This is a genomic window from Bacillus sp. EB106-06-01-XG163 (assembly GCF_058791615.1).
Genome location: NZ_JBYTDS010000009.1, coordinates 56,748 through 81,831 on the forward strand (window position 1 = coordinate 56,748; position 25,084 = coordinate 81,831).

A 25,084-nucleotide genomic window follows, 5' to 3' on the forward strand; every position below is an offset into this window, starting at 1 on the left:
CGTTACTCAAGCAGTTTTTTTGCGCTTTCCCGCTTATTCTGCGGAAGTGACGCATCTTTTCCAGGTTTTTTTTCAAGCTTGACGACATATTTTTGGAAAGGCTTTTCGCCGTCAGCACGTTCTTTCAACGCATCCAGTTTTTCATCAAACGACTGATCGCGGGACTCTGATTGTACAAATTGTTTTTGCAGGGAGATGACTTGTTCGGTAACGGCTTTAAGCAAGTCTTCTGCCTGAACAGTCTCTTTGGAAACAGAAGGGATTTCCAGAGCTTGTTCCGCCGGTTCCGCCGTGCGGCTGTCAATATCAGCAAAATGGCCGGCAATCCAAGCATCACTTTCGTCCAGCTGCCGTTTATATGAAAGAATGGTTTCTTGAAATAACTTTTCTTTCGTTTTTTCTATTTCTACAAGCCGTTCTTTTGTTTCTAGTATTCGATCTCTCATATGATTAATTTCTATTTTAATATGTTTGAGCTGGTATTCTTTTTCTATCATTTGTGTTTGAAGCCGGGTATTTTCGTCTGCAGCGGCATGATAACGCTGTTTCATATCTTCGTGAGAAGTCCGTTCAGTTTGAATGGCGATCTCAAGTGAGCGGATGCGGGTATGTAAGTTTTTATTTTCTTCTTCAAATTTTACATTTGTAAGATGCAGACGGTGCTTTTCTTCCATCTCATTTTTCCGCCGAAACGTTTCCTGCTGAAGCAGTTCTTGCAGAATGACGATTTTATCGAGCAGCCCGGCTCTGATTTCATGCAAAGAACGTTCCGTGTCACTTGTCTGTTTGTGTTTTTGAGCCATGGCTTCCAATTCGTCAGAAAGCTTGTGAAGCCGCTCTTTAATATTGGCGTTTTCCTCCTGAAGCTTATTATTTTTCTGATGGAAGTAGCTTGCTTCAAATTCTGAAATTAATTTTCTGCATCTGGAAAGTTCAGATTTCAAGTAAAGGTTCTCTTGAGAAGTGTCGTGGAAAAACGGACCTGATATTTTCATAAGAACCATCTCCCTCATGATGTTAACACTACAATATGGGAAAGGAACAACGGCTATTCCTCTTAATTAAACAGACAAGCACCGTAATATTGTATTTCGGCTGAGGCGTTTGCTATGCTTTTATATAGAATGGGAGAGAGATGACATGAAACGGGTGAATGTAATATTAGCGGGGGGAGCTTCCCGAAGATTCGGAGAACCGAAAGCTTTTGCAAAGTGGAAGGGCGGCATGTTTTATGAACAGGCGAAAAAAGCCTTCGGCGGCGGAGAAACGGTGATTATCAGCCGCCCTGAGCATATAAAAAAGTTCTTATCAAACAGGGAGCGGCATGTTTTTGCCGATGAGCCGCGGTTTCGGGGAATGGGCCCGCTTGCCGGCATATATACGGCAATGGAACAAACGGAAGGCGAAACATATACGGTCATATCCTGTGACACGCCGCTCGTGACAAGAAAGACGATGGCTGCGCTTGAAAAGAAGCTGACCGGAAACCTGGATGCTGTCATACCGGTTTGTGAAAACAGAGAGCAGCCCCTCTTGGCGGTTTACCATAAACGGGTGCAGGATGTGCTTTTTGATCAGCTGACACAAAACAAACTGAAAATGACAGACACGCTGAAACGGCTGTCTGTCTGTTATGTGCAGGCTGAAGACATCGGCGCCGGGCCGGAGGAGTTCGCTAATATCAACACACGGGACGATTACACCAGACTTTTGGCGCATGTCGAGTCTTCAAATCAGGACTGATCGGGAAGAAACATGGTATGATGGAAATAAAAATGCAAGGGGACAACACAGATGGAAGAGCGCTATTCGCGGCAGACAAGATTTAAGCCGATAGGGGAAAAAGGGCAGCAGGCGCTGGCTGACAGCAGTGTCCTGATTGTCGGAGCCGGAGCCCTCGGAACAGCCGCGGCAGAGGGCCTGGCAAGAGCCGGAGCGGGCCGTATGGCGATTATTGACCGGGATTATGTGGAATGGAGCAATTTACAAAGACAGCAGCTGTATACAGAAGAAGACGCGAGACAGCGCCTGCCGAAAGCAATGGCGGCCAAGGCGCGTCTTTTGGCGGTAAACAGTGATATACATATCGATGCTTACGCGGCGGAAGGTACGGCGGAAACGCTCGAACCGCTGATCGAACAAGCGGATTGCATCGTGGATGCGACAGATAATTTTGAAACGAGAATGGTCATCAATGATCTGGCGCTGAAAACGAAAACACCTTGGATTTACGGTGCCTGTGTCAGCAGTCAGGGAATGTGCATGACGATTATTCCGGGGGTTACGCCGTGTTTATCCTGCCTGTTTGAGCAAATGCCCGTGGGCGGAGCGACATGTGATACAGCAGGCATCATACCTCCGGCGGTTCATATCGTCTCCGCTTATCAGCAGGCTGAGGCGCTGAAATTGCTGACAGGAAATCATGCGGCGGTAAATCGGCTCTTTTTCACGTTTGACGTGTGGAATAACACCAATATGAGCATAAATGTGGATCAGATCAAACGGGATCATTGCCCTTCCTGCGGCGCGGAGCCCGTATATCCGTATCTGCAGCCTGAAAACAGGCCGAAAGCAAGCGTGCTGTGCGGAAGAGACACCGTTCAAATCAGATCGGAAGCCTTAAAGAGGCTGGATAAAGAAGAGCTTGTCAAACGTCTGAAGCAGATCGGTAAAGTGGAAGCAAATGAATTTCTGCTGCACATGGCGTATGAGCGCTTCAGAATCGTTATTTTTCAGGACGGACGGGCTTTGATTCACGGTACAAACGATATAAAAGAAGCAAATTCAGTTCTGGCCAGGGTGATCGGACTGTAGGAAGGGGAGATATTGCTATGCTTGAAAAAAGAACGCCGATTCAGGTGGACGAAGCAGTCCGCCGGGTGAGCCGGTATAAAAAACAGGGGGATACCGAATGGGTGGCGCTTGAGGACAGTCTCCACCGCTATTTGGCGGAGGATGTTAAGGCGGATCATGATGTGCCGGCCTTTAACCGTTCCCCGTATGACGGGTTTGCCATCAGGGCGAGCGATTCAAAAACGGCTTCCCGTGACAATGCCGTCACCTTTGAAGTCATTGACCATATCGGAGCCGGCGCCGTATCGGAAAAAGAACTCGGCCCTTATGAAGCGGTCCGCATTATGACGGGGGCGCAGATTCCAAAAGGCGCGGATGCCGTAGTGATGCTTGAGCTGACAAAAACGTTTTCTGAAAACGGGACGAATTACATGTCAGCGAAACGCCCTTTTCATGCGGGCGATAATATTTCATATCAAGGAGAAGATGCGAAAAAGGGCAGCCCGCTATTAAAAAAAGGGACGAAAATCACGCCGGGCGTAACCGCTCTTTTAGCAACCTTCGGCTATGCTTCCGTTCCCGTGGTCAGAAAGCCGGTTGTCGGCATTATCGCAACGGGAACCGAGCTTCTTCATGTCAGCGATCCGCTTGAGCCGGGGAAAATCCGCAACAGCAACGCTGCCATGGTGTATGCCCAGGTCATTGAAGCGGGCGCGGTACCGCTGAACTTAGGGAAAATTTCCGATGATTTTGATGACAGCTATGATGCGGTGAAGGAAGCTATGAAAAAAGTTGATTTCCTGATCACGACCGGCGGCGTGTCAGTCGGCGATTTTGATTTTCTCCCAGACATTTATAATAAGCTCGGAGCGGAAGTTCTTTTTAACAAAGTGGCAATGCGCCCGGGGAGCGTGACAACTGTCGCCCGGGCCGATGACATGCTGCTGTTCGGCCTTTCAGGCAATCCGTCCGCATGTTATGTCGGATTCACCCTGTTTGTCAAACCGATGATTCGGACATGGCTTCTGAATGAAAAACCTCATTCCGGATGGGCGGAAGCCGTGTTAACAAGCGACTTTCCGAAACCGAATCCGTTTACGAGATTTGTGAGGGCATTTGTTTATCATAAGGACGGAAAGATGATGGCGTCACCGGTCGGTCTCGACAAATCAAGCTCAGTCACATCTCTGGCCGAAGCAAACGCGTTTATCCTTCTGCCGGGAGGAACGAGGGGGTATGAAGCGGGCCGGACGGTTCACGCGCTCCTCATCCGTGATGAGAATGGAAGTGAATGGCCGTGGTCAATTCTTTCCCGATCGTCCAGATCGTAGGTTTTCAAAACAGCGGTAAAACAACGTTTATTGAACGTGTGCTGAAAGCGGCGCCGAAAGAGTGCGATATTGGATGTTTAAAACATCACGGACACGGCGGAGAACCGGAACCTTTTTCTGACGGAAAAGACTCGGAGCGTTTTTCAAAAGCCGGGGCCGCGGTTACGGCAGTAGAAGGGGACGGCGTCCTGCAGCTTACGGCGCGAAAAAAATGGGATCTGGCGGGTTTGATCAGTCTGTATGAATGTCTGGGAATTGACGGTCTTCTCATAGAGGGATTTAAACATGCGCCGCATCCGAAAATCATTATGATCAAAGACAGCGAAGATTGGCAAAAGCTGAAGCATTTGGAGCGCGTGATCGCGGTTGTCAGCAGAAATACGGAGCATATGCCGGCAGATGCAGGCATGCCCGTTTTCCATGCGGACGATCCGGCTGCCATGATGTTTGTGCTTTCGCAGCTGAAAGGGGAATCTGCATAAATGGAACGTTTTCAAATTACAAGGGAACCTATCATTGCGGAAAATATCGTAAAAAAAGTTGAAAAGCGTGAAGCCGGCGCCATCACAACGTTTATCGGCACGGTCAGAGAGTGGACTGCCGGACGGCGGACGGTGCGTCTCGAATATGAAGCGTATGAACCGATGGCTGTTCAAATGCTTTCTCAAATCGGCGATGAAATCAGTGCGAAATGGGAAGGAGCCGAAGCTGCAATCACTCACCGTGTCGGCGTCCTTGATATCGGAGAAGCAGCGGTCGTAATCGCCGTGTCTTCTCCGCACAGAAAGGCGGCATATGAGGCGAATGAATATGCAATTGAACGGATAAAACAGATTGTGCCGATATGGAAAAAAGAAATCTGGGAAGACGGAGAAGAATGGATAGGCGATCAGCTGGAAACAACGCCCTATCCGAACGGAAAACCGGATTTGCATAAAGGGGAATCGCGATGATTAAAGTATTATTGTTTGCCGGGCTTGCGGAGCAGGCGGGAACACCGGTCATTGAACTTGACGAAAAAGAGACGGCGGCGTCTGCTGTAAAAACGCTGCTAAAGGAACGGTACGGCCTTCAGACGATTGACAATGCCATGATCGCAATCAATGAAACATATGTAAAAGACAACAGCATCGTAACAGAAGGTGATACCATTGCCTTTATCCCTCCTGTAAGCGGAGGGTGAAAAAAGAGCCGGATGTGCATGATTGCCATCCGGCTTTTTTGTATATAGGCGCTGAATTCCAGAGAATATCTAAATGGGATTTAAAGGGATTTGCGATTGAGCTGGTTTTGACTGCATGAATAGGCTGAAGACAGTGCCTTCACAAGGCTTTGAACCTCCCGTCATACCGGTCTGACAATGCTTTTTTTTACATAATTATGGAACGTAAAGCTGAGAATTTGTGTTACAATTTAGCATAAATACGCAAACGGCAAAAAAATTGAAACTTCTCTCAGCCTAAAGCGTACGTATAAACAGAATAATACATAGGAGGCATCAGCAATATGGAACCAAACCTGGAAAAAAGCAATACGGCAGTAACGGAAAAGCCGTCAATTTTCGGCGTCATTACAAGTCCTGTTGTGCAGTTTAAAAGATTAAAAGAGAAGCCGGTCATCGGCATTCCTCTCCTGATTGTCATCATTCTCATCGCGGCCGGCAGTATTTTGCGCGGATTGGGGATGAATTATGAAGAAGTGCTGAACAGCTCATCTCTTGACGGATTGTCGGATGATCAGATTGAAATGACCAAAACCATTGCTAAATTCGGCTCGATGTTCGGAGGAATCTTCGGGGGCATTATCGCTCTGTTTATCGTTCCGCTCATTTACTGGCTGTGCGTTAAAATTTCAGGCGGCGTAACAACTTACAAAAAAATGCTCTCACTCAGCCTGTTTACGGTATTTATTACCAATATCGGCTTAGTTATTAACGGTCTTGTCACTTATTTTACCGGTGCGGGCTCATTGTATGCCGTTACATCTTTGGCGAGTGTCATACCGGCCGGAGGCGGCGTCGCGGTCTTTTTAAGCGCGTTCGACATTTTCAGCATCTGGAGCTATATTCTGCTCGCTTTGGGACTTCGCTATACAGGCGGCATTTCGAAAAAAGCGGCCTGGACTTCCGCGATTGTCCTGTTTGTTATTATGCTTTTAGTTTCGGCAGTCGGAGGACTGTTAAGTTCAGTGACAGCAGGTGTATAACATGAAAAAAATTTGGATCGGAATCAGCATCGCCGTAATTGTTGCAGTATTCATCGGTATCAATATTTATAAGTCTGCCGCTCCCGCGGGCGGCAGCGCCGGGAAAAAAATCGAAACCGGAACCATGGAAAACAGAGAAATCTCCTCTACGGTTATGGTTCCGGGAACACTTAAATTCTCTAAAGAACAGTATGTTTTTTATGAAGCGGATAAAGGAACTCTTGATAAAGTGAAAGTAAAAGAAGGCGACAAAGTAAAAAAAGGGTCGTCGTTAGTCACGTATACAAATGAGCAGCTCAATCTTGATAAAGAACAAAATGAGTTGACAGAACAATCAAAACGGATGCAAATCGAACAAGTTGAAGAAAAACTCAGAGCATTAAACAGCAAGGAACAAGATCTGGCAAAACAAGTGGGAGAAGCGGAAGCCAAAAAACAAATTGAATCCGAACGGACTGATCTGCAGCTTCAGCAAAAAACGGCGGAAATCGAATTAAAGCAATCTGATTTGCAAAAGCAGTCTCTTGAAAATCAGGTGGCGAATCTCAATGTTAAGAGTGAGATGGACGGGACGGTAATCTCGGTAAATCAAGAAGCGGCTTCTAAAAAATCGGATATTCAAGAACCGGTTATACATATAGGAGACCCGGAACACCTGATCGTTGCCGGCAATTTGTCCGAATACGACACGCTGAAAGTGAAAAAGGGACAAAGCGTTACAATTACCTCAGACGCCATTCCAGGTAAAACGTGGAAAGGGAGAGTGGCGGCTGTCGGCCTCGTTCCTGATCAAAAGTCAAGCGCTGCTTCGGGGGAAAGTACGGAACAGGCCGTGCAGTATCCGTTCCAGGTTAAGCTGATCGGAAACCTTCCGGAGGGCAAGCCGGGGTTTAAATTAATTATGAACATTGAAACAGACAAACGGAAAGCCGATACGCTGCCGTCCTCCGCGGTCAAAAAAGACGGAGATGAGCACTGGGTCTTTACGGTAAAAGACGGGAAGGCCAAACGCGTGAAAGTTAAAGTCGGCGATACCGCAAATCAGCTTACGGAGATAAAAGAGGGGCTTTCAAAGGATGATAAAGTCATTCTGAATCCGGCTGACGGTTTGACTGACGGAACGGATGTGAAAGCATAGATGATTCAGCTTTCAAAGGTGAAAAAAAGCTATCAGATCGGCAAGGAGACGTTTGATGTTCTCCGTTCAATCGACCTGACGATTGAAGAAGGAGAATATGTGTCAATTATGGGACCGTCGGGATCGGGAAAATCTACGATCATGAATATCATCGGCTGTCTGGACAGACCGACGTCCGGCAGTTACAGGCTTGCGGGCGAAGATGTTTCTTCATGCACCGAAAAAGAGCTTGCGGCGGTCCGGAACAAATCAATCGGATTTGTCTTTCAGCAATTTCAGCTGCTGCCGCGATTGAATGCAAGAAAAAATGTCGAACTCCCCATGATCTACGCCGGTATCGGCAAAAAAGAGCGTGAGGAACGGGCTGAGCATGCGCTGGAAAAAGTCGGTTTGGCGGATCGGATGCGTCACATGCCGAATGAGCTGTCCGGCGGCCAGAAGCAGCGTGTCGCGATTGCAAGAGCCATTGTGAACGAACCGAAGCTCATACTAGCTGATGAACCGACCGGCGCGCTGGATACGAAAACAAGCATTTCCATTATGGAGCAGTTCACAGAGCTTAATGCAGAGGGCGTGACCGTGGTGCTTGTCACTCATGAGCCTGAAGTGGCGGACTGTACAAACAGAGTGATTTTCGTCCGTGACGGCATGATCGTTTCCCGCGATGCTGAGCAGAGGAGAGTGGGGGAATGAGCCTGTCAGAAAATCTCCGGATGGCCCTCAGTTCCGTAAGAGCTCACAAGCTGAGATCGATTCTGACAATGCTCGGAATCATTATCGGCGTCGGTTCAGTAATCGTTGTTGTGGCTGTCGGCCAGGGCGGAGAGCAAATGCTGAAGCAATCCATCAGCGGGCCGGGCAATACGATTGAATTGTTTTACATGCCCAGTGATGAAGAATTAACAGCCAATCCGAACGCCTTACAGGAAGCGAGTTTTACAGAAGAAGATATTAATGGATTAAAAGGTGTGGACGGCGTAAAGCAGGTTGTTGCTTCCGCGGTAAAATCCATGACGGCACGTTACCATGAAGAAGACACGGATATTACGCTGAACGGCATTAACAGCGGCTACATGGACGTAAAAAAGCTGGACGTTCAAGATGGACGGACATTTACGGATAATGATTTTCTTTCCGGGAAAAGAGCGGGAATCATCTCGAAAAAAATGGCTGAAAAGCTGTTCGGGAAAACGTCTCCGCTCGGAAAAATCGTCTGGGCCGGCGGACAGCCCGTTGAAGTAATCGGCGTACTGAAAGAAGAGAGCGGCTTTTTATCGTTAGGGCTCAGTGAAATGTATGTGCCGTTCAACATGCTGAAAACGTCTTTCGGTACTAACGACTACAGCAACGTTTCCGTTCAGACGGAGTCAGCTGATCAAATCAAATCAACAGGAAAAGAAGCGGCCCGTCTCTTAAATGACAATCACGGTACAAAAGAGGCCTATCAAGTCATGAATATGGAAGAAATCGCGGCGGGCATCGGTCAGGTCACGACCGTCATGACGACGATCATCGGTTCGATCGCCGGTATTTCTCTCGTTGTCGGCGGGATCGGGGTCATGAATATTATGCTCGTATCAGTGACGGAACGGACAAGAGAAATCGGCATCCGCAAATCGCTCGGTGCCACGAGAGGACAGATTCTGACACAATTCTTAATTGAATCTGTTGTGCTTACATTAATCGGCGGCTTAATCGGAATCTGTCTCGGCTACGGGGGAGCATCACTCGTTTCCCTTATCGCAGGCTGGCCGTCGCTCGTTTCCTGGCAGGTGGTTTGTATCGGTGTGCTGTTCAGTATGCTGATCGGTGTCATTTTCGGCATGCTGCCCGCCAACAAAGCATCTCGCTTAGATCCGATTGAAGCGTTACGGTATGAATAATCGGCGCCCCATGCAGTCTGCATGGGGTTTTTTTGTGTTTTAATGATTGAATGAATATAATAGACTTTTTTCATTTATGATAAAAAGAAAATGTCATACAATTGTCCCTCTTTTTGTCGAATTTACAGTTTACAAACCCTATGTACATACGTTAATATGAACAAATGTGAAAGATTTTGATAGTTATTGAATGAATTTGAGTGATTTTAGTTGCTAGAAGTAAAAAAAGCGTTTACAATTATCTTGCAGCCGAAATGAATACGTTTCCAAAGGAGGCGGAATATGCTCACTCCTGAAAGATATCAGCTGATTATGGATCAGATTGAAAAGCGTGATGTGGTGAAGATTCAAGAGCTGATAAGTATGACAAATGCTTCTGAATCAACGATCAGAAGAGATTTATCAACACTTGAAGAGCGCGGATTTTTAAAGCGCGTTCACGGCGGGGCGTCTAAACTTTCCAACAGCAGGCAAGAACCCGATATGCTTGAAAAATCCTCCAAAAACCTTCAGGATAAACTGAAGATCGCAGAAGAAGCGGCATCTTTATTAGAAGAAGGTGACTGTATTTATCTTGATGCGGGAACAACTACATTGCACATGATTGATTTTATAGATCCATCTAAGGACATTGTGGTTGTCACAAACGGAGTTATGCATATCGACGCTTTAATAAGGAAAGGGATCCCCTTTTATCTTCTCGGAGGATATGTGAAGCATAGAACAGGTGCGATGATCGGCGGCGCCTCATTAACGGCGGTCAGCCAGTACCGTTTTGACAAAAGCTTCCTCGGGGTGAACGGCGTGCACATTGAAGCAGGCTTTACAACACCCGATCCGGATGAGGCTCTTCTGAAGACAAAGGCTGTGAGACAGGCGAAAAATGCGTATGTTTTAGCCGATCCTTCTAAATTCGGCGAGATTTCTTTCGCAGCGTTCGCTGCCTTGGGCGATGCCGCTATCATTACCACTGAAGCTGAAGAACTTGCATTCGATAATTACCAAGAAAAAACTGTCGTAAAGGTAGTGAAACCATGATTTACACTGTAACCCTCAATCCGTCTGTTGACTATATCGTTCACGTTGAAGATTTTGCCGTAGGCGGTTTAAACCGTTCCAGCTATGACACGAAGTATCCCGGCGGAAAAGGCATCAACGTTTCGAGATTACTGAAAAGACACCATGTGCCGTCAAAAGCATTGGGATTTGTCGGCGGATTTACCGGAAACTATATCACGTCATTTTTGCAGCAGGAAGGTCTGGAAACGGCTTTTTCTGAGGTGGATGAAGACACGCGTATAAATGTAAAACTGAAAACGGGCGATGAAACGGAAATTAACGGACAGGGCCCGACGATTTCAGACGAAGTGTTCAATGCCTTTTTAGAACAGTTCTCCGCTCTGGAAGAAGGAGACATCGTCGTTTTAGCGGGAAGCATTCCTTCTTCCCTGCCGCATAACACGTATGAAAAAATTGCTGAGGCATGCAGAAAGCAGAATGCCCGGGTAGTGGTGGACATCTCCGGTGAAGCGCTGATGAAAGCGACAGAAATGAAACCGTTTTTGATGAAACCGAATCATCATGAGCTTGGGGAAATGTTCAATACGGTCATTGATTCAGCCGAAGCTGCCGTTCCTTACGGTAAAAAATTGATTGAACAAGGCGCTGAACATGCGATTGTTTCGATGGCTGGCGACGGTGCGCTTTTATTTACGAAAGAGGCGGTTTTCCTCGCCAATGTTCCTAAAGGAAAGCTTGTCAATTCGGTAGGCGCGGGTGATTCCGTCGTCGCGGGATTCCTTGCGGGAATTTCAAAACAGCTGCCTTTGGAAGATGCGTTCCGTTTAGGAGTTGCTTCCGGAAGCGCGACGGCATTTTCTGAAGAACTCGGAACTGAAGAGTTTGTACAGCAGCTTCTTCCTGAAGTTAAAGTCACACGTCTATAGAGGAGGAAAGAAAAGTGAAGATAACTGAGCTGTTAACAAGAGATACAATTCATCTCAATATAGAAAGCAAAGAGAAAGAAAACGTTATCGATGAAATGGTGACAGTGCTTGACAAAGCCGGCAGATTAAATGACAGAGAGGCTTACAAAGCAGCCATTTTAAATCGTGAAAGCCAAAGCTCGACGGGAATCGGCGAAGGCATTGCCATTCCTCATGCGAAGACGGCGAGCGTCATTAACCCGGCCATCGCATTCGGCCGTTCAAAAGATGGTGTGGATTATGAATCATTAGACGGTCAGCCGGCACACCTGGTCTTTATGATTGCGGCAACCGAAGGAGCGAATAATACGCACCTTGAGGCATTATCAAGACTTTCAACGCTTCTCATGCGTGAGGAAATCCGCAAACAGCTTCTTGAAGCTGAATCAGAAGATGCGATCATTGACATCATCAATCAGCATGACAAAGATGACGATGAGGAAGAAGAAGAGCAGGAAGAACAGGCAGCGCCGTCAGGAAAAGGCAAAATCCTTGCCGTTACGGCATGTCCGACAGGTATCGCCCATACGTTTATGGCAGCTGACGCACTGAAGGAAAAAGCGAAAGAGCTCGGCGTTGACATTAAAGTCGAGACAAACGGCTCAAGCGGTATCAAACATAAGCTGACGGCTCAAGAAATTGAAGACGCGCCTGCGATCATCGTGGCGGCTGATAAACAGGTTGAAATGGAACGCTTTAAAGGCAAACATGTTCTTCAAGTGCCTGTGACGGCCGGTATCAGACGTCCTCAGGAACTGATTGAAAAAGCCGTTAACCAAGATGCGCCGATTTACGAGGGCAGCGGCGGAGGATCTTCCGCTTCAGATGAAGACGGTCCGAAACAGAAATCAGGCACAAGTATCGGAAGTACTTTCTATAAACACTTAATGAGCGGTGTCAGCAACATGCTGCCATTTGTCGTCGGCGGCGGAATTCTCGTTGCGATTTCATTCTTCTGGGGAATTCATTCAGCTGATCCGAAAGACCCGACATACAACACGTTTGCCGCAGCGCTGAACTTTATCGGCGGCGATAATGCGTTAAAGCTGATTGTTGCAGTTCTTGCCGGATTCATCGCAATGAGTATTGCGGACCGTCCGGGATTTGCGCCGGGTATGGTCGGCGGATTTATGGCTACGCAGGCGAATGCCGGATTCTTGGGCGGACTGATTGCCGGATTCTTAGCAGGTTATGTCGTAGTCCTTTTGAAAAAGCTGTTTGTCTTTATTCCTCAGACTCTTGACGGATTAAAACCTGTATTGATTTATCCGCTGCTCGGTATTTTTATCACCGGTGTCCTGATGCAGTTTGTCATAAACACACCTGTCGCAGCGTTTATGAATTTCTTAACAAATTGGCTTGAAAGCCTTGGAACTGGAAACCTTGTCTTAATGGGTATTATTTTAGGCGGTATGATGGCTATCGACATGGGCGGCCCGCTCAATAAAGCGGCGTTCACTTTCGGTATCGCGATGATCGGGGCCGGAAACTATGCGCCGCATGCGGCCATCATGGCGGGCGGAATGGCTCCGCCGCTTGGAATCGCGCTGGCGACAACATTCTTTAAACACAAATTCTCTAAACGTGACCGTGAAGCCGGTATTACGTGCTACTTCATGGGAGCAGCTTTCGTTACAGAAGGCGCCATCCCGTTTGCAGCGGCTGATCCGCTTCGCGTCATCCCTGCAGCCGTTGTCGGTTCTGCGGTAGCTGGCGGGTTGACAGAGTTTTTCCGGGTAACGCTTCCTGCACCGCACGGAGGAATATTCGTTGCATTCATTACGAACCATCCGCTGCTGTACTTAATGAGCATCGTGATCGGAGCGATTGTAACGGCGGTTATCTTGGGAATCGTCAAAAAACCGGTTGCAGAGAAATAAGCAAAAAGCGTCCTTTACGGGCGCTTTTTTCAATCATGTACGCATAGAAGCGTTATGTATTTTGTGATGAGTTATGATAAAGTAAAGATGGTACATGAACTGAAACAGTGATCGTCTAGGAGGAACCACGTTGACTGAAGAACAAAAACCTACTTCTGAAAAATCGGTAAAAAGAAAATCCAACACATATTGGGAATGGGGAAAGGCCATCATTATAGCGGTTGCACTTGCGCTGTTAATCCGCCATTTCCTGTTTGAACCGTACTTAGTGGAAGGATCATCAATGTACCCGACATTACATGACGGTGAAAGGCTGTTTGTCAACAAAAGCGTCAATTATATCGGAGAAATCGAGCGGGGGGACATCGTCATTATTAACGGCGATACATCGAAAGTCCATTATGTAAAGCGGCTCATCGGAAAACCTGGAGAAACGGTGGAAATGAAAAATGACACGCTTTATATAAACGGCAAAAAAATTGCAGAACCGTACCTCGCGAGCAATAAAAAAGAAGCGAAAAAACTGGGAGTCAACCTGACGGGAGATTTCGGCCCCGTAAAGGTTCCGAAAGGCAAATACTTCGTCATGGGCGACAATCGGCTGAACTCAATGGACAGCCGGAACGGACTCGGTTTAATTGCCGAAAACCGGATCGTCGGCACCTCGAAGTTTGTGTTCTTCCCGTTTCATGATATGCGTCAGACAAAATAAAAACGCCGCGCTGCCCGATTTGGACAGCAGGCGTTTTTTATTTGGCAAACGAGGCGGCGATGGCGATGAACATTACCGTGGCCAGCACTGATCCGACAATGGCCAGAACGCTGAAAAAAAGATTCACCTGCTGCTTCTCTTTGCCGCGTTTTTCAAGCATCCGTTTTGAAAAGAGATGCGAAAACGTATAAATGAGGGCGATTCCGACGTACAAGCCGATGTCACGTGCGGTAAAGCCTGTGACGGCCAGAAAAACCCCGGTAAAGAAAATCATAAGACAATATTCTGTGAGTGTTAAAAGCTTCAACTTGTTCCTCCGTGATGAATATGTATATATATCTATTGTATCACAGGGCTCCGGGTTTGCCTGCATCTTTTCAAACCCGTATATTCGCAGGGAAACATTTCTCTTCCCCTTTATTCATGGTATACTTTTAATGATGATAGACACGATGGAGGATTCTAAATGATTGCTGTAAATAATGTGAGCTTGCGTTTTGCGGATCGCAAGTTATTTGAAGATGTCAATATTAAATTTACGCCGGGCAACTGCTACGGATTAATAGGCGCAAACGGTGCCGGAAAATCAACATTTTTGAAAATTTTATCCGGTGAGCTGGAGCCGCAGACCGGCGATGTCCATATGAGCCCGGGCGAACGTCTTGCCATTCTGAAGCAGAACCACTTTGAATATGAAGACTTCGAAGTGCTGAAAGTCGTCATTATGGGACATAAACGTTTATACGAAGTCATGCAGGAAAAAGACGCGATTTATATGAAGCCTGATTTTTCAGATGAAGACGGCATCCGCGCCGCTGAGCTTGAAGGAGAGTTTGCGGAATTAAACGGATGGGAAGCTGAAAGTGAAGCCGCTATTTTGTTAAAGGGCCTGGGCATCTCTGAAGACCTGCATACGAAGAAAATGGCTGACTTAGGCGGTTCAGAAAAGGTGAAAGTGCTTTTGGCACAGGCGCTGTTCGGCAAGCCGGACGTTCTGCTGCTTGATGAACCGACCAACCACTTGGATCTGAAAGCGATTCAGTGGCTGGAAGAGTTTTTAATCAACTTTGAGAACACAGTCATCGTCGTATCCCATGACCGTCACTTTTTAAATAAAGTGTGCACGCACATCGCCGATCTTGATTTTAATAAAATTCAAGTGTACGTCGGCAACTATGATTTCTGGTATGAATCCAGCCAGCTTGCTTTAAAGCTTTCTCAGGAAGCCAACAAGAAAAAAGAAGAGCAGATTAAACAGCTTCAGGAGTTCGTGGCCAGATTCAGCGCCAACGCCTCTAAATCAAAGCAGGCGACATCAAGAAAGAAACTCCTTGATAAAATCACGCTTGATGATATCAAACCGTCATCACGCCGTTATCCTTATGTCAATTTCACGCCGGAACGTGAGATCGGAAATGACGTGCTGCGGGTTGAAGGCTTAACAAAAACGATTGACGGGGTTAAGGTGCTTGATAACGTCAGCTTTATTATGAACAGAGAAGATAAAATCGCTTTTACGGGACGCAACGAACTTGCCGTTACGACATTGTTTAAAATCATTTCCGGGGAAATGGAAGCTGACAGCGGCACATTTAAATGGGGCGTGACCACTTCTCAGGCGTACTTCCCTAAAGACAACAGCGAGTATTTTGACGGCAGCGATGCGAACCTTGTTGACTGGCTCCGCCAATACTCGCCGCATGACCAAAGCGAAAGCTTTCTGCGCGGCTTCTTAGGACGCATGCTGTTCTCAGGAGAAGAAGTCAACAAAAAATCAAACGTCCTTTCCGGAGGAGAAAAAGTGCGCTGCATGCTTTCAAAAGCGATGCTTTCCGGCGCGAACATTTTAATTCTGGATGAACCGACAAACCACTTAGATTTGGAATCCATTACGGCGCTTAACAACGGCTTAATCAGCTTTAAAGGCGCTATGCTGTTTTCATCTCATGACCATCAGTTTGTACAGACAATTGCCAACCGCATCATTGAATTAACGCCTAAAGGCATTGTTGACAAACAAATGTCTTATGACGAATTTCTTGAAAACGCGGATGTACAGAAAAAGCTTGAAGAGCTATACGCGTAATAAAGAAGCAGGGGAGACTCTGCTTTTTTATTTATGAAAAAAGTTTTCAATCTTCTGACTTCCCGTTACAATAAATGAATACATAACTTGAAAAGAGACGGAGGAATGCATCATGAAGTTTTTAGTTGTCGGAGCTGGGGGAGTGGGCGGATATATCGGCGCGCGTCTTGCAGAAAAGGGAAATGACGTGACGTTTCTCGTCCGCAAGAAACGGGCGGAACAATTACAAGAGACGGGATTGACCGTCAAAAGTGAAAAAGGTGATGTTTCAATCAAGCCGAAATTAATCATGGCGGGCGAAGAAGGAGCATTTGACGCGGTTATCATCGCTTCAAAAGCGTATTCTTTGCAGGACGTCATTCGGGATGTCAAACCGTTTGTCAAACCTTCGTCGGTCATTATTCCTTTTTTAAACGGATACAGGCACTATCACCAGCTGTTTGAAGCTTTTTCAAAACGGCAGGTGCTGGGCGGCCTCTGCTTTATTGAGAGCGCCCTTAACGACAAAGGGGAAATTCTTCATACGAGCGCTGCCCATCGCTTTGTTTTCGGTGAATGGAGCGGGGAACGCACGGAACGTATGAATGAGCTGGAAAACGCATTTGCAGATGTGAAAGCGGATGTCATCATCAGCCGGGATATTGAAAAGGACATTTGGAAAAAATATATGTTTATTGCCGCGCAGGCGGGAGTGACCACTCTGTTTCAACAGCCGGTCGGACCGATTTTAGAAACAGAAGGCGGCCGCAACACGGCAAAGCGCCTCTTTGCTGAAATCGGTGCCATTTTCAAGGTTGCCGGCATCCCGAAAGATCCTGGTCTGGAAGAGGAGAGTTATCGCACATTGACAAGCATGTCTTACCATATGAAATCGTCGATGCTGAGAGATATGGAAAAGGGCAGGGTGACGGAAGGTGATCATTTACACGGATTTTTGCTTGAGAAAGCGAAAGGCTTGTCAGTTGATACACCTGTTTTGGAAACCGTCTGCGCCAACTTGCAAATGTATGAAGCGAAATAAAAAAAGGAGGCCTGATCGCCTCCTTTTTTTATTAAAATGCCCAGTTTCCGTTTCTGAAGATCGGTTCTCTTTTGCCGTCCGCCGTAATGCCGTCGATATTCATATCTTTGGAACCGACCATAAAATCTACGTGTGTAATGCTTTCATTTAAGCCCTCTTTGACAAGCTCTTCCCGTGTCATTTGTTTGCCGCCCTCAATATTAAAGGCATACGCACTGCCGATCGCCAAGTGGTTAGAGGCGTTTTCATCGTACAGTGTGTTGTAAAATAAAATATTTGATTGTGAAATCGGTGAATCGTACGGCACTAAGGCCACTTCTCCGAGATAGTGTGAGCCTTCATCGGTTTCGACGATGCCTTTTAAAATCTCCTCGCCTTTTTCAGCTTTCACATCAACGATGCGGCCGTTTTCAAAGGTAAGAGTGAAGTTATCAATAATGTTGCCGCCGTAGCTCAGCGGTTTCGTGCTGGAAACCGTGCCGTTCACCCCGTCACGCTGCGGAAGGGTAAAAACCTCTTCTGTCGGCATGTTGGCCATGAATTCGTGCCCGCTTTCATTCACGCTTCCCGCGCCTGCCCATACATGTTTTTTCGGCAGTTCAATGGTTAAGTCTGTTCCTTCAGCCTGATAATGCAGGGCGCTGTAATGTTTTTTGTTTAAGTGTTCCACTTTTTCATGAAGGTTTTGATCATGTTTTTTCCATGCTTCCACAGGGTTTTCTTCATTTACGCGGGTCGTTTTGAAAATTTCTTCCCATAAAAGCTGAACGGCTGTTTCTTCCGGCTGATCCGGGAACACTTTTTTCGCCCAGCCTGTTGAAGCCGCTCCGATCACCGTCCAGCTGACCTTATCTGATTGAATATATTGTCTGTATGTATGCAATGCTTTTCCGGCGGCTTTTTGGAACGCTGCAATCCGTTTGCCGTCAGTGCCTTTTAACAGGTCGGGGTCGGATGAGACGACAGAAATAAACGCAGCCCCTTTTTTCGCGAGCTCTTCTTTTCCTTTTGCTTCCCATTCAGGATACTCTTCAAACGCTTCAAAAGGTGCCATCTCGTATTTTAATCTGGACAGTTCATCGTCCTGCCAATTTACGGTGACGTTTTTAGCGCCTTTTTCATAAGAATGTTTGGCAAGCAGTCTGACAAGTTCCCGGACATCAGTTGAGGCATTGATTACGACATGCTGTCCTTTTTGGACATTGACGCCGACTTCTACCGCCAGCTGAGCATATGTATGTAACTTTTCAGTAAACGAACTCATCATTCATTCCTCCTCATCGGTTTTTCTCATCATATCAAATATCGCCTCATAAAGGAAAGAAAGGAGCACAAACGAAAAAGACACAGCTTTTGCTGCGTCTTTACGGGTGATTCAGTTTTACGGCGCCGCCGGCCGGAGAATGGGGCATATTGGCCAGTGATATGCTCATACCCCCCAAAATAATTCCGCTTAAAATGACGGCTACTGCTACGCGTCTTCCCACATCTCTAAGCATATGCTTCCTCCTTAATGTTTCTCCAGTTCTCACAATATGAGCCGGCCGGAGAAAAAAGAAGCACAATCTTATTATTTAATCGCTTTTTGCAGTTTGTCGATGACGTCTAATGAACGCCCCGTGCCGATAGCCACTGATTCAAGCGGATTTGCCGCCAAATGAACGGGAACGACGATTTCATCTGTCAGCCATTCTTTCATCCCGTTTAAAAGGGAGCCTCCGCCGGTTAACACGACGCCGCGGTCAACGATATCACCGCTGAGCTCCGGCGGACAATCTTCAAGTGTCGCTCTGATCGCTTCAAGAATATGCAGGAGCGACTCACGCATCGCGTGCTGAATTTCATTAGATTGCAGTCTGATTGTCTTCGGCAGACCGGTTACAAGGTCACGCCCGCGGATTTCCATCGTTTCCGGCACATGTTCGATCAATGCAAATCCGATTTCCATTTTCACTTGTTCTGCCGTACGTTCCCCGATCAGCAGGTTGTATTTTTTTCTGACGAACGAGGCGATATCTTCATCAAGCTGGTCGCCGCCGATTCTGATCGAATGGCAGGATACGACGCCCCCGAATGAGATGATGGCGACTTCAGTCGTACCGCCGCCGATATCTACGACGACGTTTGCGACCGGCTCGTCAACAGGGAGGTCGGCCCCGATTGCAGCGGCTACGGGTTCTTCAATCAAGTGAACGTTTTTCGCTCCGCAGTTTTTGACAGCGTCACTGATGGCGCGTCGTTCAACGGCTGTTGAGCCTGAAGGCGTGCAGACGACGACATTCGGTTTGCGGAAAGTCATGCCGATTTTTTTTCCGGCTTTTTTCATAATGTGTTTTAATAAGTCAGTTGTCATATCATAATCAGCAATGACACCGTCTTTCATCGGCCGAACGGCGACGATTTTCCCCGGCGTCTTTCCGATCATGCTTTTGGCATCCGTTCCGATGGCAAGCACCGCTTTCGTTGTTGTATCTACAGCGACAACGGAAGGCTCGTTTAAAATAATTCCTTTATTTTTACTGTAAACAAGTATATTAGCGGTTCCTAAGTCGATTCCGATCTCAGTTGATTGAAACATGTTTTCACCCAATCCCTATCCTGATTTAATTGATTCTACATTTAAAGTTTCTGAGAAAAACCACGATTTTTGGGGGTTTCCGCCGGGAATGAAATGTTTTTGTAAAAAAGGAGGGAAAGTCTGTATCCCATATTTCAAAAGGATTTTCTTCTGTAAAAAAACATTCAGTTCCGGATGCTGAGAAACTTTTGCTCCGTTCCTTTCGTCTACGTTTATGAAGGATTTTCCTTGGACATAAAGAAGAGACATTAAAGGAAGTAGGGGATTTCTATGAAATCAATTGGTGTAGTAAGAAAAGTAGACGAACTCGGGCGTATTGTCATGCCGATTGAATTGAGAAGAGCATTGGATATCGCTATTAAAGATAGTATTGAATTTTTCGTTGACGGAGACAAAATTGTCTTGAAAAAATACAAGCCGCACGGCATTTGCTTAATGACGGGGGAAATTACTCCCGAAAATCAGGAGTACGGCAACGGCAAAATTATTTTAAGTCCTGAAGGAGCGAAAATGCTGCTTGAGGAAATCGAGGAAGCGTTAAAAGATAGATCATAATCAGCAAAAAGGGCGGAGCATCATTCCGTCCTTTTATTATGAACTTGTGCAAAAACTCACGGGAAAAGTAAGCGAACCTGCTCAATTAATTGGGAATAGTTATCATTTTTTAGTCAATAATGCAGTCAACAATGTTACAATATATGTAGAAATGCTAGCGGCAGGTGGGACTATGGGAAAATATCAAGCGCGTATCATTTCCTTAATCTTGGCAATGATTTTTATTATGTTTTGGGATTATTTATTTTATATGATTGAACGGAATCCGATTAACTGGCCCGTTGACATCACCTTTACCGCCGTCACATTAATCAGCGTCTGGCTGCTGGCTTATTATGTGGATAATAAAAAGCAGCTGCTGGCGGAGCTGAAGGACAGCGAGCAGAAAGCAAAGGCGCTTTCAGATGAGAAAAACCGGATCATGGACAATCTGCAGGAAATCGTTTTTCAGACGGATGCTCAAGGGAATATTACATATTTGAATCAGGCCTGGACGGCGATTACGGGCCACTCCATCAGCGAATGTATGGGCACGATGTATAATGATTATTTTATAAAAGAAAAACATATCATTGATTATATTATCTCCCAAATTAAGCAGCAGTCCCCGTCAGGAATGTTTACGGCCAAATATATTAAAAGAGACGGCTCGATCTTTTGGGGAGAAGTCCATTATAAGCTGTATTATGACCGCAGACAGAAATTTGTCGGAAGCCTGGGGACGATGTCTGATATCAGTGAACGGAAAAAAGCTGTCGATGAGCTTCTGGAAACGAACGAACGCCTCGCCATGCAATCTCAAAAGCTGGCCATTGCCGGGGAGCTTGCGGCAGGAATCGCCCATGAAGTAAGGAATCCTTTAACGTCAGTCAGCGGCTTTCTCCAGCTGATGAAAGCCCAGTATCCGGAAAGAACGGATTATTTTGATATTATTTTTTCGGAGATTAAAAGGATTGATCTCGTGCTGGGGGAGCTGCTTCTGCTCGCCAAGCCGCAGACCGTGACGTTTACCGCTCATCATCTCAACCATATTTTACGGCAGGTGGCGACGCTTCTTGACACGAACGCGGTGCTGTCGAACACTGTGATTGAGAAGGATTTCAGGCAGACTGAGTCCTGTATGGTCAACGGTGACGAAAACCAGCTGAAACAGGTATTTATCAATATTATTAAAAATGCGATTGAAGCGATGCCTGACGGCGGGAATATTCATATTTATACAAAACGGGATGAAGAATACGCGGTGATCAGCATACAGGATGAAGGAAACGGCATGTCGAAAGAAAAGCTTGAAAACATCGGGAAACCGTTTTTCTCAACAAAAGATCAGGGAACGGGTCTCGGGCTTCCGATTTGTTTACGAATTCTGAAGGAGCATAATGGTAAACTTAACATTAAGAGCAAAAATGGAGAAGGCAGTACGTTTCAGGTGATTCTGCCGTTAGAAGCGGCTGCTGTCCAAAAGGAGGAAAAATAACTTGCTTCTTTTTGTATACGGTTTGTTACGGAAGCGTGAAGAAAACCATGAACTGCTGAAAGGCGCTCCGTGTGTGTGCGAGCAGGCTGCGATAAACGGCGTGCTGTACGAAACGGATAAAGGTCAGCCTGCGGCGTCTTTAGCAGAAACAGCTTTTGTGTACGGGGAATTGTATGAAACAGATCATCAGATGATCCGTAAGCTGGATGCGTATTATGCTGATTTTGATCGAAAAGAGGTTGCCGTGACGACGGATGCCGGGAATAAAACCGCCTTCGCATATGTCGTAAAGCCCGACCAGTGTGCCTCATTCAGCCGTATCAAAAGCGGAGACTGGAAAGAATACCGTTTTATGAAACGGGAGGATGACAGTCCGGTTTATTATTTCGCATACGGCTCCTGTATGGACAATGCCCGGTTTAAACAGGCGGGGGTCGACCACTTTTTTGCCGAGCCGGTCGGAGGGGCGGTTGTTGAAGGGTATTCGACGAGATTCACGTTAAGGCGTCCTGACGGTTCCAGAGCCGATCTTGTTGAAGACGGGGGACGAACTGAAGGCGTGCTGTACAAGCTCCCGTTTGAAGCGGCAACCTATCTGTACAAAAGAGAAGGTGTTGATAACCACACATACCGTCCCGCGTTCATAGAAGTGTGTGCCGGCGGCCGTGTATACAGAGGCGTCCTGACGTTTCTCGTTCTTGATAAAGCTGAGGAAATTGCGCCTCCGGGTCACTATCAGGAAGAAATCGAACGCGGAGCGGACCTGTATTTATCACCCGCCTTTTCAGAAAAGCTTAAACGCTATATGAACTCGTTGCCGAAAATGTGATACTATTCCTATTAGAGATATTGTTTAAAGGAGTACTGTTATGAGAAAAGAGTTTGCCGTTATCGGTCTCGGACGCTTCGGCGGAAGTATTTGCAAAGCATTAAGTGAAGAAGGCCTTGAGGTCATGGCGATGGATATTGATGAAGATAAAGTAAATGAATACGCCAAAATCGCATCACACGCGGTCATCGGCGATTCAACCGATGAATCGGTGCTGAAAAACTTAGGGCTGCGCAACTTTGATCACGTCATTGTGGCAATCGGCGAAAATATACAGGCGAGCATTTTAACGACGCTGATCTTAAAGGAACTCGGCGTGAACACGATCACTGTTAAAGCGCAGAACGATTATCATGAGAAAGTGCTTGCGAAAATCGGGGCCGATCACATCGTCCACCCTGAACGTGACATGGCAAAACGCATCGCCCACAACATCGTATCAAATAATGTGCTTGATTATTTGGAGCTGTCCGACGAACACAGCATTGTGGAGATCGTGGCCAACAGCAGGCTTGCGGGCAACACACTGCTTGATCTGGACATCCGGGCGAAGTACGGCATTAATATCGTGGCCATCAAGAGAGAAAAAGAAGTGATCGTATCTCCGCTGGCGACTGAAATGATCCAAAAAGAAGATATTCTCATCGTTATCGGCTCTCTTACGGACATTTCCCGATTTGAAAAAAGAGTGCTTCATACAAAGTGAAAAGCCGTCCGTAAAAGGACGGTCTTTTATTATGTCAGAATAGAAAGACATTTATCATGTAAGCGGTATATTCTGCAATTTTTATTGACTATGATCAGGCGATCCGATAGCATATTGTACCATATACAGAAAAAGAGGAGGCCTCATTTTGAACAAAGAAACACTGGCTGAACGGCTGAATGCATCAGCCGGCAGACAAAAAGCCGATACCGTCATTAAAAACGGAAAAATCATGGATGTATTTAACCAGGAATGGATTTCTGCAGATATCGCCATTACGGGCGGAGTGATCGTCGGGTTGGGCGAATATGAAGGGGAAGAAGTCATTGATGCAGAAGGTCAAATGATCGTTCCGGGCTTTATTGACGGACATGTTCATATCGAGTCCTCTATGGTTACTCCGATTGAATTTGCTAAAGCCGTCCTCCCACACGGAGTGACTACTGTCATTACTGATCCTCACGAAATTGCGAACGTTTCCGGAGCAAAAGGCATTTCTTTTATGATAGAGCAGGCGAAAAAGGCGCCGCTGAACATCCGTTTCATGCTTCCTTCCTGTGTTCCCGCCGCTAGCTTTGAACGCTCAGGAGCCGTATTAAAAGCCGAGGATTTAAAGCCTTTTTATCAGGAGAAAGAGGTGCTCGGACTTGCGGAAGTAATGGATTATGTGTCTGTTGCGGAAGGTGAAGAGGATATGCTTCAGAAACTGCTTGATGCCAAGCGTCACGGAAAACGGATCGACGGGCATTTAGCCGGACTGTCTTCAGATATCATCAATATATACAGAACCGCAATGGTGTCAAATGATCATGAAGTGACGACAAAAGAAGAAGCGCTGGACAGAATCAGACGGGGAATGTATGTCATGCTGCGCGAAGGATCGGTGGCAAAAAATACGCTCAATGTGCTGCCGGCGGTGAATGAAAAAAACGCGCGCCGCTTTTTCTTTTGTACGGATGATAAGCATGTAGATGATCTGCTTTCAGAAGGAAGTGTGAACCACCAAGTCAAAATGGCGATAAAGGCGGGACTTGATCCATTCCTTGCGTATCAGCTCGCCAGCTTAAATGCGGCTGAGTGCTACGGCCTTGAAACAAAAGGGGCGGTAGCGCCGGGTTTTGACGCAGATCTGCTGTTCATTTCAGATGTACGGGAGGCTGCCGTCACGAAGACCATGGTCGCCGGCCGGACCGTTGCCGAGAACGGACGAACGGTTTATGAACAGTCTGCCGGTTCCTATTCGCCGGACCAGGCGCTGTTGGATACAGTGCGGCTGAGATCGCCGCTGACTGAATCTGATTTTCATATACCGATTCAAGAGGGCAAGAAAATGAATGTAATCGAAATGATACCGAATCATTTGGAGACGAGAAAAAAAGAAGTGCCTGCACCGTCTGCTGACGCGTTTTGTCCTGATACAGAAAATGATTTATTAAAAATCGCCGTCACAGAGCGGCACAGCGGCGAAAAAATGATAGGACTCGGGATTGTACAAGGGTTCGGGTTAAAAGAAGGCGCCATCGCCACAACCATTTCTCACGATTCCCATAATATCATCGCCGTCGGTACAAACGATGCCGATTTGGCAAAAGCAATCAACAGGCTCCGTGACACCGGAGGAGGATTAACAGCCGTGAAAAACGGAGAATTGCTTCACTCCGTTCCGCTTCCGATCGCCGGGCTTTTGTCTGATAAGTCGGCGGAATGGGTCAATGACAGCTTGGGCGTGCTTCATGAAAAGCTTCCTCTGCTCGGATTCACCGGTGATTTCAATCCGTTTCTCACATTATCGTTTTTAGCGCTTCCGGTGATTCCGGATATTAAAATGACAGCAGCCGGTCTGTTTGATGTCAAAGCCTTTCAGCATATTCCGCTGCAATAAAAAAACTGCACTCATTACGAGTG

General features: G+C 46.6%; 26 protein-coding genes. 21 read left to right on the forward strand and 5 right to left on the reverse strand.

Annotated elements, in window-relative coordinates; genetic code table 11:
• Window positions 1-2: 2 nt before the first annotated feature.
• Complete coding sequence (locus AC3WTF_RS12395) at window positions 3-995, reverse strand: sporulation protein (protein ID WP_492314265.1); 993 nt, start codon at window positions 993-995, stop codon at window positions 3-5.
• Window positions 996-1,140: 145 nt separating this feature from the next.
• On the opposite strand from AC3WTF_RS12395, the gene AC3WTF_RS12400 reads away from it, so the two are divergent.
• The 14 genes from AC3WTF_RS12400 (at window position 1,141) to sipT (ending at window position 13,927) form a co-directional block, all read left to right on the forward strand.
• Window positions 1,141-1,743 carry a molybdenum cofactor guanylyltransferase gene (locus tag AC3WTF_RS12400; protein WP_042635153.1) on the forward strand — a complete coding sequence of 201 codons (603 nt, stop codon included), beginning with the start codon at window positions 1,141-1,143 and terminating at the stop codon, window positions 1,741-1,743.
• 51 nt (window positions 1,744-1,794) lie between these two features.
• Window positions 1,795-2,814: a molybdopterin-synthase adenylyltransferase MoeB gene (locus AC3WTF_RS12405; RefSeq protein ID WP_007409629.1), complete on the forward strand. Its 1,020-nt coding sequence runs from the start codon at window positions 1,795-1,797 to the stop codon at window positions 2,812-2,814.
• Between the two features lie 17 nt (window positions 2,815-2,831).
• Window positions 2,832-4,124 (forward strand): molybdopterin molybdotransferase MoeA, encoded by a 1,293-nt coding sequence (locus AC3WTF_RS12410; protein WP_007409630.1) that lies wholly within the window; start codon window positions 2,832-2,834, stop codon window positions 4,122-4,124.
• Entirely contained in the window at window positions 4,085-4,606 is a 522-nt protein-coding gene (gene mobB, locus AC3WTF_RS12415) for a molybdopterin-guanine dinucleotide biosynthesis protein B (protein ID WP_007409631.1), read from the forward strand. The genes AC3WTF_RS12410 and mobB overlap by 40 nt, the downstream gene beginning before the upstream one ends.
• On the forward strand, window positions 4,607-5,077 hold the full coding sequence (locus tag AC3WTF_RS12420; protein WP_007409632.1) for a molybdenum cofactor biosynthesis protein MoaE: 471 nt from the start codon (window positions 4,607-4,609) through the stop codon (window positions 5,075-5,077). It abuts the gene before it with no gap.
• Window positions 5,074-5,307: a molybdopterin converting factor subunit 1 gene (moaD, locus tag AC3WTF_RS12425; protein WP_007409633.1), complete on the forward strand. Its 234-nt coding sequence runs from the start codon at window positions 5,074-5,076 to the stop codon at window positions 5,305-5,307. Before AC3WTF_RS12420 ends, moaD begins: the two co-directional genes overlap by 4 nt.
• A gap of 323 nt (window positions 5,308-5,630) precedes the next feature.
• On the forward strand, window positions 5,631-6,329 hold the full coding sequence (gene yknW / locus AC3WTF_RS12430) for a YknW family membrane protein (RefSeq protein ID WP_047935670.1): 699 nt from the start codon (window positions 5,631-5,633) through the stop codon (window positions 6,327-6,329).
• Window position 6,330: 1 nt separating this feature from the next.
• A complete protein-coding gene (locus AC3WTF_RS12435; protein WP_007409636.1) occupies window positions 6,331-7,467 on the forward strand; it encodes an efflux RND transporter periplasmic adaptor subunit in 1,137 nt (378 codons plus the stop codon).
• A complete protein-coding gene (locus AC3WTF_RS12440) occupies window positions 7,468-8,160 on the forward strand; it encodes an ABC transporter ATP-binding protein (protein ID WP_007409637.1) in 693 nt (230 codons plus the stop codon).
• Complete coding sequence (locus AC3WTF_RS12445) at window positions 8,157-9,350, forward strand: ABC transporter permease (RefSeq protein WP_007409638.1); 1,194 nt, start codon at window positions 8,157-8,159, stop codon at window positions 9,348-9,350. The genes AC3WTF_RS12440 and AC3WTF_RS12445 overlap by 4 nt, the downstream gene beginning before the upstream one ends.
• A gap of 282 nt (window positions 9,351-9,632) precedes the next feature.
• Complete coding sequence (locus AC3WTF_RS12450; protein ID WP_007409639.1) at window positions 9,633-10,388, forward strand: DeoR/GlpR family DNA-binding transcription regulator; 756 nt, start codon at window positions 9,633-9,635, stop codon at window positions 10,386-10,388.
• Window positions 10,385-11,296, forward strand: coding sequence for a 1-phosphofructokinase (pfkB, locus tag AC3WTF_RS12455; RefSeq protein WP_003154572.1), 912 nt, complete (start codon window positions 10,385-10,387; stop codon window positions 11,294-11,296). The genes AC3WTF_RS12450 and pfkB overlap by 4 nt, the downstream gene beginning before the upstream one ends.
• Before the next feature lie 14 nt (window positions 11,297-11,310).
• A complete protein-coding gene (locus AC3WTF_RS12460; RefSeq protein ID WP_007409640.1) occupies window positions 11,311-13,215 on the forward strand; it encodes a PTS fructose transporter subunit IIABC in 1,905 nt (634 codons plus the stop codon).
• A 130-nt stretch (window positions 13,216-13,345) separates the two neighbouring features.
• Complete coding sequence (sipT, locus tag AC3WTF_RS12465) at window positions 13,346-13,927, forward strand: signal peptidase I sipT (protein WP_003154568.1); 582 nt, start codon at window positions 13,346-13,348, stop codon at window positions 13,925-13,927.
• Between the two features lie 37 nt (window positions 13,928-13,964).
• Here the strand turns inward: sipT and AC3WTF_RS12470 are convergent, their stop codons facing one another.
• Window positions 13,965-14,234, reverse strand: a complete 270-nt coding sequence (locus tag AC3WTF_RS12470) for a hypothetical protein (protein ID WP_015239771.1) — start codon at window positions 14,232-14,234, stop codon at window positions 13,965-13,967.
• 159 nt (window positions 14,235-14,393) lie between these two features.
• Here AC3WTF_RS12470 and AC3WTF_RS12475 point away from each other — a divergent pair, with 159 nt between their 5' ends.
• Both AC3WTF_RS12475 and AC3WTF_RS12480 read left to right on the forward strand, forming a co-directional pair.
• On the forward strand, window positions 14,394-16,013 hold the full coding sequence (locus tag AC3WTF_RS12475) for an ABC-F family ATP-binding cassette domain-containing protein (protein ID WP_007409642.1): 1,620 nt from the start codon (window positions 14,394-14,396) through the stop codon (window positions 16,011-16,013).
• A gap of 112 nt (window positions 16,014-16,125) precedes the next feature.
• On the forward strand, window positions 16,126-17,034 hold the full coding sequence (locus AC3WTF_RS12480) for a ketopantoate reductase family protein (RefSeq protein WP_032868158.1): 909 nt from the start codon (window positions 16,126-16,128) through the stop codon (window positions 17,032-17,034).
• Window positions 17,035-17,065: 31 nt separating this feature from the next.
• Here the strand turns inward: AC3WTF_RS12480 and AC3WTF_RS12485 are convergent, their stop codons facing one another.
• The 3 genes from AC3WTF_RS12485 to mreBH all read right to left on the reverse strand — a co-directional run bounded on the left by AC3WTF_RS12485 (window position 17,066) and on the right by mreBH (window position 19,612).
• A complete protein-coding gene (locus tag AC3WTF_RS12485) occupies window positions 17,066-18,298 on the reverse strand; it encodes an aminopeptidase (RefSeq protein WP_007409644.1) in 1,233 nt (410 codons plus the stop codon).
• Window positions 18,299-18,398: 100 nt separating this feature from the next.
• Window positions 18,399-18,533: a protein YkpC gene (locus tag AC3WTF_RS12490; protein WP_003154559.1), complete on the reverse strand. Its 135-nt coding sequence runs from the start codon at window positions 18,531-18,533 to the stop codon at window positions 18,399-18,401.
• 71 nt (window positions 18,534-18,604) lie between these two features.
• Window positions 18,605-19,612, reverse strand: a complete 1,008-nt coding sequence (gene mreBH / locus AC3WTF_RS12495) for a cell shape-determining protein MreBH (RefSeq protein WP_003154558.1) — start codon at window positions 19,610-19,612, stop codon at window positions 18,605-18,607.
• 270 nt (window positions 19,613-19,882) lie between these two features.
• On the opposite strand from mreBH, the gene abhA reads away from it, so the two are divergent.
• The 5 genes from abhA (at window position 19,883) to ade (ending at window position 25,061) form a co-directional block, all read left to right on the forward strand.
• A complete protein-coding gene (gene abhA, locus AC3WTF_RS12500) occupies window positions 19,883-20,167 on the forward strand; it encodes a transcriptional regulator AbhA (protein ID WP_003154557.1) in 285 nt (94 codons plus the stop codon).
• Window positions 20,168-20,339: 172 nt separating this feature from the next.
• A complete protein-coding gene (locus tag AC3WTF_RS12505; protein WP_007409646.1) occupies window positions 20,340-21,644 on the forward strand; it encodes an ATP-binding protein in 1,305 nt (434 codons plus the stop codon).
• Window position 21,645: 1 nt separating this feature from the next.
• Window positions 21,646-22,473, forward strand: coding sequence for a gamma-glutamylcyclotransferase family protein (locus AC3WTF_RS12510; RefSeq protein WP_015239773.1), 828 nt, complete (start codon window positions 21,646-21,648; stop codon window positions 22,471-22,473).
• A gap of 40 nt (window positions 22,474-22,513) precedes the next feature.
• Entirely contained in the window at window positions 22,514-23,179 is a 666-nt protein-coding gene (gene ktrC / locus AC3WTF_RS12515; RefSeq protein ID WP_003154554.1) for a Ktr system potassium transporter KtrC, read from the forward strand.
• 148 nt (window positions 23,180-23,327) lie between these two features.
• Window positions 23,328-25,061, forward strand: a complete 1,734-nt coding sequence (ade, locus tag AC3WTF_RS12520; protein WP_007409648.1) for an adenine deaminase — start codon at window positions 23,328-23,330, stop codon at window positions 25,059-25,061.
• Window positions 25,062-25,084: the final 23 nt, after the last annotated feature.

Coding starts and splice junctions, on each gene's coding strand:
- AC3WTF_RS12395 (WP_492314265.1), bottom strand. CDS start 995: ATGAAAATATCAGGTCCGTTTTTCCACGACACTTCTCAAGAGAACCTT.
- AC3WTF_RS12400 (WP_042635153.1), top strand. CDS start 1,141: ATGAAACGGGTGAATGTAATATTAGCGGGGGGAGCTTCCCGAAGATTC.
- AC3WTF_RS12405 (WP_007409629.1), top strand. CDS start 1,795: ATGGAAGAGCGCTATTCGCGGCAGACAAGATTTAAGCCGATAGGGGAA.
- AC3WTF_RS12410 (WP_007409630.1), top strand. CDS start 2,832: ATGCTTGAAAAAAGAACGCCGATTCAGGTGGACGAAGCAGTCCGCCGG.
- mobB (WP_007409631.1), top strand. CDS start 4,085: ATGGCCGTGGTCAATTCTTTCCCGATCGTCCAGATCGTAGGTTTTCAA.
- AC3WTF_RS12420 (WP_007409632.1), top strand. CDS start 4,607: ATGGAACGTTTTCAAATTACAAGGGAACCTATCATTGCGGAAAATATC.
- moaD (WP_007409633.1), top strand. CDS start 5,074: ATGATTAAAGTATTATTGTTTGCCGGGCTTGCGGAGCAGGCGGGAACA.
- yknW (WP_047935670.1), top strand. CDS start 5,631: ATGGAACCAAACCTGGAAAAAAGCAATACGGCAGTAACGGAAAAGCCG.
- AC3WTF_RS12435 (WP_007409636.1), top strand. CDS start 6,331: ATGAAAAAAATTTGGATCGGAATCAGCATCGCCGTAATTGTTGCAGTA.
- AC3WTF_RS12440 (WP_007409637.1), top strand. CDS start 7,468: ATGATTCAGCTTTCAAAGGTGAAAAAAAGCTATCAGATCGGCAAGGAG.
- AC3WTF_RS12445 (WP_007409638.1), top strand. CDS start 8,157: ATGAGCCTGTCAGAAAATCTCCGGATGGCCCTCAGTTCCGTAAGAGCT.
- AC3WTF_RS12450 (WP_007409639.1), top strand. CDS start 9,633: ATGCTCACTCCTGAAAGATATCAGCTGATTATGGATCAGATTGAAAAG.
- pfkB (WP_003154572.1), top strand. CDS start 10,385: ATGATTTACACTGTAACCCTCAATCCGTCTGTTGACTATATCGTTCAC.
- AC3WTF_RS12475 (WP_007409642.1), top strand. CDS start 14,394: ATGATTGCTGTAAATAATGTGAGCTTGCGTTTTGCGGATCGCAAGTTA.
- AC3WTF_RS12480 (WP_032868158.1), top strand. CDS start 16,126: ATGAAGTTTTTAGTTGTCGGAGCTGGGGGAGTGGGCGGATATATCGGC.
- AC3WTF_RS12485 (WP_007409644.1), bottom strand. CDS start 18,298: ATGAGTTCGTTTACTGAAAAGTTACATACATATGCTCAGCTGGCGGTA.
- AC3WTF_RS12490 (WP_003154559.1), bottom strand. CDS start 18,533: ATGCTTAGAGATGTGGGAAGACGCGTAGCAGTAGCCGTCATTTTAAGC.
- mreBH (WP_003154558.1), bottom strand. CDS start 19,612: ATGTTTCAATCAACTGAGATCGGAATCGACTTAGGAACCGCTAATATA.
- abhA (WP_003154557.1), top strand. CDS start 19,883: ATGAAATCAATTGGTGTAGTAAGAAAAGTAGACGAACTCGGGCGTATT.
- AC3WTF_RS12505 (WP_007409646.1), top strand. CDS start 20,340: ATGGGAAAATATCAAGCGCGTATCATTTCCTTAATCTTGGCAATGATT.
- ktrC (WP_003154554.1), top strand. CDS start 22,514: ATGAGAAAAGAGTTTGCCGTTATCGGTCTCGGACGCTTCGGCGGAAGT.